This window comes from Pseudomonas sp. PAMC 29040 (assembly GCF_003994535.1).
Taxonomy (GTDB): domain Bacteria; phylum Pseudomonadota; class Gammaproteobacteria; order Pseudomonadales; family Pseudomonadaceae; genus Aquipseudomonas; species Aquipseudomonas paraversuta.
The window spans coordinates 39,684-51,886 of the sequence record NZ_RZAA01000009.1 but is presented as its reverse complement, the minus strand read 5'-3'; the positions used below and the strand labels follow the sequence as shown (position 1 = coordinate 51,886).

The 12,203-nt window shown below is 58.1% G+C and carries 10 protein-coding genes; 3 read left to right on the top strand and 7 right to left on the bottom strand.

The window, feature by feature from the left end; translation table 11 throughout:
* Positions 1-3 precede the first annotated feature (3 nt).
* Together WG29040_RS16810 and WG29040_RS16805 are read right to left on the bottom strand one after the other, a co-directional pair.
* Complete coding sequence (locus WG29040_RS16810; RefSeq protein WP_003441415.1) at positions 4-1,611, bottom strand: carboxyl transferase domain-containing protein; 1,608 nt, start codon at positions 1,609-1,611, stop codon at positions 4-6.
* Between the two features lie 9 nt (positions 1,612-1,620).
* Positions 1,621-2,784, bottom strand: a complete 1,164-nt coding sequence (locus WG29040_RS16805) for an isovaleryl-CoA dehydrogenase (protein WP_003441416.1) — start codon at positions 2,782-2,784, stop codon at positions 1,621-1,623.
* Positions 2,785-2,990: 206 nt separating this feature from the next.
* On the opposite strand from WG29040_RS16805, the gene WG29040_RS16800 reads away from it, so the two are divergent.
* On the top strand, positions 2,991-4,673 hold the full coding sequence (locus WG29040_RS16800; RefSeq protein ID WP_003441417.1) for an AMP-binding protein: 1,683 nt from the start codon (positions 2,991-2,993) through the stop codon (positions 4,671-4,673).
* Positions 4,674-5,341: 668 nt separating this feature from the next.
* On the opposite strand, the gene WG29040_RS16795 is transcribed toward WG29040_RS16800, so the two are convergent.
* The 3 genes from WG29040_RS16795 to WG29040_RS16785 are packed head-to-tail and all read right to left on the bottom strand — an operon-like array spanning position 5,342 to position 7,676.
* The gene (locus tag WG29040_RS16795; protein WP_003441418.1) at positions 5,342-6,241 is read right to left on the bottom strand and encodes a hydroxymethylglutaryl-CoA lyase; all 900 of its coding nucleotides are present in this window, start codon (positions 6,239-6,241) and stop codon (positions 5,342-5,344) included.
* 44 nt (positions 6,242-6,285) lie between these two features.
* Positions 6,286-6,684: a MerR family DNA-binding transcriptional regulator gene (locus tag WG29040_RS16790; protein WP_003441419.1), complete on the bottom strand. Its 399-nt coding sequence runs from the start codon at positions 6,682-6,684 to the stop codon at positions 6,286-6,288.
* Positions 6,685-6,710: 26 nt separating this feature from the next.
* Entirely contained in the window at positions 6,711-7,676 is a 966-nt protein-coding gene (locus tag WG29040_RS16785) for a LysR family transcriptional regulator (RefSeq protein WP_127196563.1), read from the bottom strand.
* 151 nt (positions 7,677-7,827) lie between these two features.
* On the opposite strand from WG29040_RS16785, the gene WG29040_RS16780 reads away from it, so the two are divergent.
* Positions 7,828-9,042 carry an acyl-CoA dehydrogenase gene (locus WG29040_RS16780; RefSeq protein ID WP_003441421.1) on the top strand — a complete coding sequence of 405 codons (1,215 nt, stop codon included), beginning with the start codon at positions 7,828-7,830 and terminating at the stop codon, positions 9,040-9,042.
* Positions 9,043-9,095: 53 nt separating this feature from the next.
* Here the strand turns inward: WG29040_RS16780 and WG29040_RS16775 are convergent, their stop codons facing one another.
* Together WG29040_RS16775 and xthA are read right to left on the bottom strand one after the other, a co-directional pair.
* Entirely contained in the window at positions 9,096-10,403 is a 1,308-nt protein-coding gene (locus WG29040_RS16775; protein WP_127196562.1) for a substrate-binding domain-containing protein, read from the bottom strand.
* A gap of 143 nt (positions 10,404-10,546) precedes the next feature.
* Positions 10,547-11,359, bottom strand: a complete 813-nt coding sequence (gene xthA, locus WG29040_RS16770) for an exodeoxyribonuclease III (RefSeq protein WP_003441423.1) — start codon at positions 11,357-11,359, stop codon at positions 10,547-10,549.
* Between the two features lie 161 nt (positions 11,360-11,520).
* Between xthA and WG29040_RS16765 the strand changes: the two genes are divergently transcribed.
* Positions 11,521-12,171 carry a GNAT family N-acetyltransferase gene (locus tag WG29040_RS16765; RefSeq protein ID WP_003441424.1) on the top strand — a complete coding sequence of 217 codons (651 nt, stop codon included), beginning with the start codon at positions 11,521-11,523 and terminating at the stop codon, positions 12,169-12,171.
* Positions 12,172-12,203 lie beyond the last annotated feature (32 nt).

Sequence of the window (12,203 nt, the reverse complement as noted above, 5' to 3'; positions counted from 1 at the left end):
GGGTTACATGCGAAACACACCAAAGCGCGTGGCTTCGATCGGAGCGTTCAACGCCGCCGACAAGCCCAGCGCCAATACATCACGGGTTTGCGCCGGGTCGATTACGCCGTCATCCCACAAGCGGGCGCTGGAGTAGTAGGGGTGGCCCTGATGCTCGTACTGGTCAAGGATCGGTTGCTTGATTGCGGCTTCTTCCTGGCTGGAAAATACCAGGCCGTTGCGTTCGGCCTGCTCGCGCTTGACTTGTACCAGTACCCCGGCGGCCTGTTCGGCGCCCATTACGCCGATCCGGGCGTTTGGCCACATCCACAGAAAGCGCGGGTCATAGGCACGGCCACACATGCCGTAGTTACCGGCGCCAAAGCTGCCGCCGATGATCACGGTAAATTTGGGGACCTTGGCGCAGGCGACTGCAGTCACCAGTTTGGCGCCGTGTTTGGCAATGCCGCCGGCTTCGTATTTTTGCCCGACCATAAAACCGGTGATGTTTTGCAGAAAAATCAACGGAATACCGCGCTGGCATGCCAGCTCAATAAAGTGCGCGCCTTTTTGTGCCGCTTCGGCAAACAGGATGCCGTTGTTGGCCAGAATCGCCACCGGGTAACCGTGTAAATGGGCAAAGCCGCACACCAGGGTGGTGCCGAACAGGGCTTTGAACTCATCGAATACCGAGCCGTCCACCAGACGCGCGATCACTTCGCGTACATCAAAGGGCTGCTTGGCGTCGGCAGGCACGATGCCATACAGCTCTTCGCAGTTGTACAGCGGTGCCTGCGCTAGCCGCTGTTGCAACTGGCCATGCTTGCGCCAATTGAGGTTGGCTACGCTGCGCCGCGCGAGGGCCAGGGCGTGCTCATCACTTTCGGCGTAATGGTCGGCCACTCCTGAAATTTTGCAGTGCACATCGGCACCGCCCAGGTCCTCGGCACTGACCACTTCGCCGGTGGCGGCTTTCACCAGCGGCGGGCCGGCCAGGAAAATCGTCGCCTGCTGGCGCACCATGATTGCTTCGTCAGCCATGGCCGGTACATACGCGCCACCCGCCGTGCAGGAGCCCATCACCACTGCGATTTGCGGGATGCCGGCCGCGCTCATATTGGCCTGATTGAAGAAGATCCGGCCGAAGTGTTCACGGTCCGGGAACACTTCATCCTGACGCGGCAGGTTGGCGCCGCCAGAGTCCACCAGATAGATGCACGGCAGGCGGTTTTGCTCGGCAATGGTCTGCGCCCGTAAGTGTTTTTTTACCGTTAGCGGGTAGTACGAGCCCCCTTTGACCGTGGCGTCGTTGGCCACAATCATGCATTCCACGCCTTCAACACGACCGATACCGGCGATTATTCCGGCCGCCGGGACGTCTTCGCCGTATACACCGTAAGCGGCCAGTTGACTGAGTTCGAGAAACGCAGAGCCGCTGTCCAGCAAGCGATCAATGCGCTCTCGGGGCAGGAGTTTGCCACGGGAGGTATGGCGCTCCTGGGCCTTGGCGCCGCCACCTTGCTGTACCTGGTTGAGCAGGGTGTGCAGGGCCTCAACCTGTTTGAGCATGGCGTCACGATTGGTCAGGAATTCGGCCGAACGCGGGTTGATTGTCGTGTGCAGAATGGACATGCGCGCTCCTTAGCGAGTTTCGTTAAACAGTTCGCGGCCAATCAGCATGCGACGGATCTCGCTGGTGCCCGCGCCGATTTCATACAGCTTGGCGTCGCGCAACAGGCGTCCGGCTGGGAATTCATTGATATAACCGTTGCCGCCCAGAATCTGGATCGCGTCGAGGGCCATTTGGGTGGCACGTTCAGCGCTGTACAAAATCACCCCGGCTGCATCCTTGCGCGTGGTTTCGCCACGTTCGCAGGCGGCCGCCACCGCGTACAGATAAGCGCGGCTGGCATTGAGCTGGGTATACATGTCGGCGACTTTGCCCTGAATCAACTGAAACTCGCCGATGCTCTGGCCAAACTGTTTGCGGTCGTGGATATAAGGCACCACCAGATCCATGCAGGCTTGCATGATCCCGGTGGGCCCACCCGAGAGCACCACACGTTCGTAGTCCAGGCCGCTCATCAGGACTTTCACCCCGGCGTTCAGAGGGCCCAGCAGGTTTTCCTGCGGGACTTGCACATCATCGAAAAACAGTTCGCCAGTGTTCGAACCGCGCATGCCGAGCTTGTCGAAATGCTTGCTGCGGCTGAAGCCTTTCCAGTCACGTTCGACAATGAATGCACTGATGCCATGGGCATTTTTTTCGATATCGGTTTTGGCGTAGATCACGTAGGTATCGGCATCCGGGCCGTTGGTGATCCAGGTTTTACTGCCGTTCAGCACAAAGTGGTCGCCACGCTTGTCGGCACGCAGCTTCATCGAAACCACATCGGAGCCAGCGTTCGGCTCACTCATGGCCAGGGCTCCGACGTGTTCGCCGCTGATCAGTTTGGGCAGGTACTTGAGTTTCTGTGCGTGGCTGCCGTTGCGGTTGATCTGGTTGACGCAGAGGTTGGAGTGGGCGCCATAGGAGAGGGCGACCGAGGCTGAGCCGCGGCTGATTTCTTCCATTGCCACCACGTGGGCCAGATAGCTCAGCCCGGTACCGCCGTACTCTTCTGCAACAGTGATGCCCAGCAGGCCCATGTCACCGAACTTGCGCCACATATCCGCCGGGAACAGGTTGTCCTTGTCGATCTGCGCCGCCCGTGGCGCCAGCTCTGCTGCAACGAAGGCCTGCACCTGATCGCGCAACATGTCGATGGTTTCGCCAAGGGCGAAGTTCAAAGTCGGATAGCTCATGGGGCACCTTGTACGTTGTTCTTATAGGGAGGCGTTTGCTGCGTCGCCATGGGTAAGCTTTACGTTAACGTAAGCCTGGCGTAGATAGCTGTCAATGACCTTTACGTTAACGTCAACTTGAGGCAGAGTCATTCTTGCTCTTCAATCGAGATGCCGCCTGCAGGCGGCGTACTCATGCTCCCAAAACAATCACAAGAGGAGTTTTCATGAAGTCACCATCTGTCCCCAGTTACAGCCAGGGTCCGCAGGACAAAGCGTTGCTGGCGATGACCATCGGTCAGGCGTTCGATCAAACGGCCGCCCGTTATGCCGGCAACGACGCGCTGGTGGTCTGCCATCAACAGCAGCGGTTCACCTGGGCTCAGCTGGCAGCAGCCGTTGACCTGCATGCCAGAGGGTTGCTGGCATTGGGCTTGCGGCCCGGAGACCGGCTGGGAGTATGGGCACCGAACTGTGTTGAATGGTTCCTGTGCCAGTTCGCCAGCGCCAAAATCGGCGTGATTCTGGTCAACATCAACCCTGCCTACCGGCTGTCTGAACTGGAATATGTCCTTCAACAGTCAGCATGTCAGTGGCTGGTCTGTGCCGGCTCGTTCAAAACCTCCAACTATCACGCCATGCTCCAGGAGCTGATTCCAGCGCTGGCCGATTCGGCGGCAGGGCAGTTGGAGAGTGAAAGCTTTACCGCGTTGCGCGGAGTCATCAGTCTCGATGCACAGCCACCTGCAGGCTTTTTACCCTGGTCGCAACTGAGCACGCTGGCCGCCGGGGTCAATGCCGAACAACTCGACAGGCGTCAGGCCAGTGTGCAGCCCGGTCAAGCGGTGAACATTCAGTACACCTCGGGCACCACGGGGTTTCCTAAAGGTGCCACCCTCAGCCATCACAACATCCTCAACAATGGCTATATGGTTGGCGAAAGCCTGGGCCTGACATCCAGTGACCGGCTGGTGATTCCGGTGCCGCTCTATCATTGTTTCGGCATGGTGATGGGCAACCTGGGGTGCGTGACCCATGGCACCACCATGATCTATCCCGGTGAAGCCTTTGACCCTGGCCTGACCCTGCAAGCCGTTGCCCAGGAGCGGGCAACGGCCCTGTACGGTGTACCCACCATGTTCATCGCCATGCTCGACCACCCGCAGCGCGCTGAATTTGACCTGTCGAGCCTGCGCACCGGGATCATGGCCGGAGCCACTTGCCCGATAGAGGTGATGCGCCGGGTCATCAGCGAGATGCACATGGGGGAAGTACAGATCGCCTATGGCATGACAGAAACCAGTCCGGTATCGATACAGACCGCGCCTGCGGATGATCTCGAATTGCGCGTTACCACCGTAGGACGAACTCAGCCGCAACTGGAGAACAAGTTGATCGATGCCGAGGGTAATGTTGTGGTCCGGGGCGCGATCGGTGAGTTGTGTACCCGGGGCTATAGCGTGATGCTGGGCTACTGGAACAACCCGCAGGCCACCCGCGAGGCAATCGACAGCGAAGGCTGGATGCATACCGGTGATCTGGCGCAGATGGATGAGCAGGGCTATGTGCGCATCGTCGGGCGCAACAAGGACATGATTATTCGCGGGGGTGAAAACATTTACCCGCGGGAGCTGGAAGAGTTCTTTTTCACTCACCCTGCGGTGGCAGATGTACAGGTGGTGGGCATTCCCGATGCCAGGTACGGCGAAGAGATCGTCGCCTGGATCAAGTTTCATCCGGGTCACACAGCCAACGAGCTGGAACTGCAAACCTGGTGCAAGTCGCGCATCGCGCACTTCAAGACGCCGCGTTACTTCAAGTTTGTGGATGTGTTTCCGATGACGGTGACCGGCAAGATTCAGAAATTCAAAATGCGTGAAATCAGCATTCAGGAAATCGGCACACCTTAAGGCTTGCTCAAATCCCTGCGGGAGCGAGCTTGCCTCGCGACAGGATCAATACGGCGTAACTGCAACGGTTGCGCCAACCTCCCCATCGCGAAGCAAGCTCGCTCCTGCAGAAAAACGGGGATTACAGACAACACAAAGGGGAGCCGAGGCTCCCCTTTAATATGTCGTTGCGTGCTCTTTTTTTATTATTGAGGGGCGGTCTATTGTTGTTTTTGGAACCGTGGCCCTTTGTTGCTGTTTTGTGCGATCCCCATGCAGGATCAAGAGCAAACGTATTTTTTTGAGCGCTGATCCACTTTCATCACCGGCTATCAAACCTGTGATCCAACCTGTGCGGGTGCTACCTGAAGGTAGTTTTATTATTCTCTGCCCGGTTGCGAGGTGGCTTTTGGCTCCTCGGAAAAGTAAACCTTCTCCAAAAAAATCTGTTAGCTGCGTCTCTGTCGTGTTGTTTTTGTTATGTCAGAGTCGTTTCGTATTGTTTTTATTATGTTGCTGCGATTTTTATTCTTGTTATGCCATAGAGATAGCAGGAGCCGTGCCAACTTTTTAAAATCCTTATAAATCAATGGCTTGAGATTTCAGGCAATAAAAAGCCGGCCGCGGAGCAGGCCGGTTTGTTTCCGTGTTACTCGTTTGGGGGATGACGAGGTAACACTCAGCCACACTTATGCCCCTTGGCGCGCCCTTGCTACCCGGGAGCCGGTAACACGGTCCAGTACCTTGCAAATGTGTTCGCCGGCCAGCAGCAGTTTGTCCAGGTCGACCCCGGTCTCGATGCCCATGCCGTTGAGCATGTACAACACGTCTTCGGTGGCCACGTTGCCGCTGGCGCCCTTGGCATACGGGCAGCCGCCCAGCCCGGCGATCGAGCTGTCAAACACCGCGATGCCCTCTTGCAGGCTGGCGTAGATATTGACCAGCGCCTGGCCATAGGTGTCATGGAAATGCCCGGCGAGTTTTTCCCGCGGGACATGAGCGCTTACCGCCTCAATCATTGTCCGTGTCGCCGTCGGAGTGCCGGTACCGATGGTGTCACCCAGTGAAACCTCGTAACAGCCCATGGCATACAGCTCTTGTGCCACTGCTGCGACCTGTTGCGGTGCGATGTCGCCTTCATAGGGGCAGCCGAGCACGCAGGACACGTAGCCGCGCACACTGATGCCATGTTGCCGGGCGGCCTCGATAATGGGGACAAAGCGGGCCAGGCTTTCGCTGACCGAACAGTTGATATTGCGTTGGGAGAAGGCCTCGGACGCAGCGGCAAATACCGCAACCTCCTTCACACCCGCTGCCATGGCGTCTTCAAACCCGCGCATGTTGGGCGCCAGAGCGCCATAGACCACACCGGGCTTGCGCCGGATATGGGCAAAGACTTCGGCAGACCCGGCCATTTGCGGCACCCACTTGGGCGAGACAAAACTACCGGCCTCTATATAGCCAAGCCCGGCATCCGTCAGGGCGTCAACCAGTTGCACCTTGTCCGCCACGCTTATGGGGCGGGCTTCATTTTGCAGGCCGTCGCGCGGGCCGACTTCAATCAGACGCACATGGGTAGGGAGTGTCATGGGATTCACCGTATTTTTGTATGCGCCCTGGGGGAGCTTGGGCCTCAGGAGGCCGGCAGGTTTTTTATGGTTTGTTCGAGGGCCTGGATGCAACGCTCTTCAGCCGTATCGAGTTCAAGCTGCATCTGTTGAATGTCCAGCAATTGCTGTTCCAGTTGCTCACGGCGCTCGGCGATTTTGCCCAGCATGCTGTTCAATTGTTTTTGATTGCCGCTGCTGGGGTCGTAAAGCTCGATCAGCTCGCGGCATTCGGCCAGTGAAAAGCCGATGCGCTTGCCGCGCAAAATCAATTTCAGGCTGACTTTGTCCCGGGCTGAGTACACCCGTTCCTGGCCGCGTCGCTCGGGGGCGAGCAGGCCCTGTTCTTCGTAAAAGCGGATGGCCCGGGTGGTGATGTCGAGCTCGCGGGCAAGGTCGGAAATACTGTACGTCTGGCTGCTCATGGGCGGGCTCTTGAGAATTCATGCCCTTAAGCTAATGGCTGCTTGACGTTTACGTCAAGCAAGCTGGCGGCCCCGGCTTCATTTTCGCGGATGACTTGTTCCCGGCACACTTCAATCAGTTGCTCACGCATCCAGCGATTGGCCGGGTCTTGCTCGGTACTTTCATGCCAGTACAAATGGGTTTCGACGTTGGGCAGTTCGTTGAGGGGCAATTTGACAAAGTGCAGGGCATGACGCCGGGCAAAACGCTCGGGTACGGTCATTACCATGTCGGTTTGTTGCAACACATTGGAGGCCATCAGGTAGTGCTGCGAGCGCAGGGTGATCTTGCGCTGCAGGCCCATTTTGCCCAGCGCCAGGTCGACTTCCCCCAGGCCGTTGCGGCGGGTCGAGATATGGATATGGGTCAGTGCCAGATATTCATCCAGGCTGATCACGGGCTTGCTGGCTAATGGATGGCCCTGGCGCATGGCACAGACATAGCGGTCTTCCATTAATTTGACGTGACGTACCTGCGGGTCGGTGTTGAGCGGCGCATCCACGGCAAAATCCAGGCGCCCGGCAGCCAGGTCACTGGTGGTTTCACGTCGATGGGAAAGAAAACTTTCGATCACTACTGCCGGTGCCTGACGCCGCAAGCGCTGAAACAGCGGAGGCAAAATCACCGCCTCGGTCAGATCGGTCATGCTGATCCGGAACGTTTTACTGGCTTGTAGCGGATTGAAAATACGACTTTCCTGGACGGACACACGTAACAGGGCCAGGGCACTGCGCACCGGGCTGATGATGTTCTGGGCCATGGGGGTCGGCACCATGCCCTGGGCCGTGCGCACGAACAGCGGGTCGTTAAAACTCTCGCGCAGACGTGCAAGGGCATTGGATACCGCCGGCTGGGTGATACCGATGATTTGCCCGGCGCGAGTCAGATTGGCTTCGGTGTAGATAGCGTCGAAGACGATAAACAGATTGAGATCGACCTTGTTCAGATTCATGGCCAGGGGCTCTTGTTCAGTTGTTGACTGCGGCGAATCATATATTGCTTATGAATGGTAATACACGCGGTAAATAGGCAGGGTAAATGGTAGGTGGCTGTTCTAGGATCGGGCATCACATTTCGTTATTCCCGGTAAAAGGTAGCCACCCATGGATTTCGCTTATTCCCCGAAAGTTCAGGCCCTGCGCGAGCGCGTGACAGCGTTTATGGACGCTCATGTGTATCCGGCGGAAGCGATTTTCGACCGGCAAGTGGCTGAAGGTGATCGCTGGCAGCCAACGGCTGTGATGGAAGAGTTGAAACGCAAGGCCAGGGCTGAAGGGCTGTGGAACCTGTTTTTGCCTGAATCGGACCTGGGCGCCGGGCTGACGAATCTGGAGTACGCACCGCTGGCTGAAATCATGGGCCGTTCGATGCTCGGTCCGGAGCCCTTCAACTGCTCGGCGCCGGATACCGGCAACATGGAAGTATTGGTGCGCTACGCCAGTGCGCAGCAAAAGCAGCAATGGCTTGAACCGCTGCTGCGTGGCGAGATCCGTTCGGCGTTTGCCATGACCGAGCCCGAGGTTGCTTCGTCCGATGCCACCAATATGGAAGCCCGTGCTGTAAGGGACGGCGATGAGTGGCTGATCAATGGCCGCAAATGGTGGACCTCGGGAGCCTGTGACCCGCGTTGCAAAATCTTGATTTTCATGGGGCTGAGCAATCCCGGGAACCCGCGCCATCAACAACATTCGATGATCCTGGTGCCCGTCGACACGCCGGGGGTGAAAATCGTACGGCCATTGCCGGTGTTCGGCTACGACGATGCACCCCACGGTCATGCCGAAGTCTTGTTCGATAATGTAAGGGTGCCGTACGAAAACGTCTTGCTGGGCGAAGGACGCGGTTTTGAGATTGCCCAGGGCCGCCTTGGCCCGGGGCGCATTCACCACTGCATGCGCTCAATTGGTATGGCCGAGCGGGCACTGGAGCTGATGTGCAAACGCTCGCTGGCGCGCACGGCCTTTGGCAAACCGCTGGCGCGGCTGGGGGGCAATATCGACAAGATTGCCGACTCGCGCATGGAGATTGATATGGCCCGGCTGCTGACTCTGAAGGCGGCCTACATGATGGACGTGGCGGGCAATAAAGTTGCGAAAAGCGAGATAGCGCAGATCAAGGTCATTGCCCCCAACGTAGCACTGAAGGTGATTGATCGGGCCATTCAGCTCCATGGTGGCGCCGGGGTTTCGGCAGATTTCCCGCTGGCCTACATGTACGCGATGCAACGCACCCTGCGTCTGGCCGACGGGCCGGATGAAGTACACCGGGCTGCGGTGGGCAAGTTTGAACTGGACAAGTACGCTGCCCTGCAGCCCTGAGGCTTGTCTATTGCGGGAGCTGGTATGCCATCGCTGGCAAGCCAGCTGCCGGTTCAATAAACCCACACTTCAACCCGGCGATTCTTCAGGCGGCTTTCATCTTCGGTATTGGCCGCCACTGGCATCTGCGCGCCGTAACCCCGGATCTCGCGCAGCACTACAGCGCTTTTAACCAGCTCGCGGCGTACCGCCATGGCTCTGAGTTTGGACAGCAGTTGCGCGCGTTCGGGGTCGTCTTTGGCATCGCCAAAACCCACCAGTGTCACCTGCCGGTCCAACTTGCCATTGGCCTTTAAATAGTCGACCACCCGCAGCAAGTCCTGACGTGCCTTGTTGTCCAGTGATGCACTGCCTTCCTCAAAACGGAAATTGACTGACAAACGCTGCGCCTGTGTGGTCAACGTCTGGTAGTCCCGGGGCATATGCGCGCCGGGAAGCACGCTGCTGGCCTGGACCCTTTGGGCGACAAAACCGTTTTGCGCAACGATGGCCTGGCCCTGGGCACTTTGGGTGAAGCTAATCAGTGCTCGGGCCCAGGGGTTGCTGCTGGTCGGTGGCAGGTAAAAGAACAGGCGTCGCGACAGCGGGTAATCTTCGCTGGCAATCAAACTGTTGAGCGGCAGCATCGGTTGGGACGACCCGTCCACGATGGCCAGGGTTTTGGCGCCACGGATGTAAGGCAGACCGATAAAACCTATGCCTTGGGGATCATGGCTGACGACATCTGACAGCTGCTCGCTGGACTCGAAGCGCTGCGCCGTCTTGCTTAACGGATGTTCGGTACGGCTCAGCACCAACTCTTTAAAGGTCTCCCAGGTGCCGGACTGGTTATCTCGGGCATATAAATGAATCGGGCCCGGGATACCGCCCAGAGCGTCCCATGTACTGATCTGGCCGCTGAATATCTGTGCCAGTTGCTCGGTATTCAATTGAGAAATCGGGTTGCCCGGGTGAAGGATAATGGCCAGTCCGTCGATGGCGATGACTTGCTCGGCGTCGGGGCTTTTCAGGTCGCCAAGGGCTTCGAGTTCCACCAGTTCCCGATCCTTGATCGGGCGCGAGGAGGCCACTAAATCCGCTTGCCCTGCCTTTAATGCAGTGAAACCGGTGCCGGAGCCGTGGGCTGCTACATCCACCCGGACCTGTTGCCCCAGCGCATTGGTGCCGACAATGCTGTGCTCGTTGGGAGGGGATGCAGGGACGTTGTGGACGTCGTGCAGACCTTGTTGTATCAGCATGGCCGTCACCAGTGCCGGTCCGAGATTGGCACCAATGGTGTTTGAACCCTGAATTCGCAAATCGGCGGCATGGGCCGGACTGGCTATCGCCCATAACAGGCATAGCAACATTAAGCGCAGCATCGACGGGCACCTTCCCCAGGGAAATGCCAGCAATTTAAGTCAGATGTGTTTCAGCCCGATGACACAGGTCCAGGGCCCGCTCCCGCAGGTTCTGTAATTTTCATCACATAACCCTGCAGGGGCGAGCTTGCTGCTGCACCCGTTCAGCTCAATTCCAGCCAGATCGGCGCATGGTCCGAAGGCTTTTCCATGGCGCGCAGGTCGTAGTCGACACCTGCAGCCTTGATCCGGGGCACCAGCCCCCGGGAGGCCAGGATGACGTCGATGCGCAGGCCGCGCTTGGGCTCGTCTTCGAAACCACGGCTGCGATAGTCGAACCAGCTGAAGCGATCAGTCACATCCGGGTACAGGTAGCGAAAGCTGTCCACCAGCCCCCAGCCCTTGAGGCGTTCCATCCACTCGCGCTCTTCGGGCAAAAAACTGCACTTGCCGGTTTTCAGCCAGCGCTTGGCGTTGTCCGGGCCGATGCCGATGTCACAGTCTTGCGGGGAAATATTGATGTCGCCCATCACGATCAATGGCTGCTCGTTGCTGAACTGGCTCTCGAGCAGTTGTTGCAGGTCGCTGTAAAAGCGTTGCTTGGCAGGGAATTTGGTCGGGTGATCGCGGTTTTCTCCCTGTGGGAAATAACCATTCATGATGGTTACCGGCTGGCCGTTCTCGTCAGCGAACGTGCCCCAGATAAAGCGCCGCTGGGCATCTTCTTCATCGCCGGCGAAGCCTTTGTGCAATTCAAGCGGTGCCTGGCGCGAGAGCAGGGCGACCCCGTAATGGCCTTTCTGCCCATGAAAGTGCACGTGATAGCCCAGTGCTTCGATATCGGCCAGGGGGAACTGATCGTCATGGACTTTTGTTTCTTGCAGGCCGATCACGTCGGGTTGGTGTTTTTCAATCAGCGCTGCCAGCTGATGCGGCCGGGCGCGCAGACCGTTGATGTTGAAAGAAACGATTTTCATGGGCGGGCAGTCCTGAGCAAAACTGCGATGTTAGCGGCCTGCGTGCAGTGCGGCAAATGCGCTGCTAACGTAGGAAGCACGTGGCCACGATTGAACTGTTGTGGTCCTCGGGGGCTCGTACTCACTAGAAGTGCCGCCATCCGCCAGGGAGATTGACCGTCATGACGCAAACGTCGAACGCCGCCAGCCAGATTCAAATGCTCGACAGCGGCTATTCCAGGGAAGCGCGTTCTCTGCTTTATCAGGCATACAGGCATGAACCGACGTTTCGCTACTTGTTTGAGGCGCAGCGCCGGGGCTATGAGCAACGGGTTCGGGCCACGGTTCGCGAGTTGGTAAAGCAGCATTTCCTGCAGGATCTGCCCGCGCTGGGATTGCTGGTCAATGACCGGCTGGTGGGCATTGCCCTGATTGCCCCGCCACAACGGCGGCTGGGCATTACGGAAAGCTGGGCGTGGCAGTTGCGCATGTTGCTGAGCACGGGGTTGCGCTGCACGCGGCGCTATCTTGACTATCATCAGGCGGTCCTGGCCTGCGTGCCCGGCGACGCGGTACACATGTTGCCACTGCTGGGCATCCATCCTGAACTTCAAGGCTTGCACTATGGCGAACAGTTGCTTGAGGCCGTGCACAACTGGTGTGCCGAGGACGAGCATTCCGAAGGCGTGGTGCTCGATACGGGCAACCCGCATTATCAGGATTTCTACAAACGCCAGGGGTATGTGGAGATCGGTGAAGTGGCGATCGGCCCGGTGGTTGAGCGCGTGTTTTTTCACGCCAATCCGCAGGTGTTACATACAGACATGGCTTAAAACCGAACTTCTGCGCGTTGGTGCGCTCTATG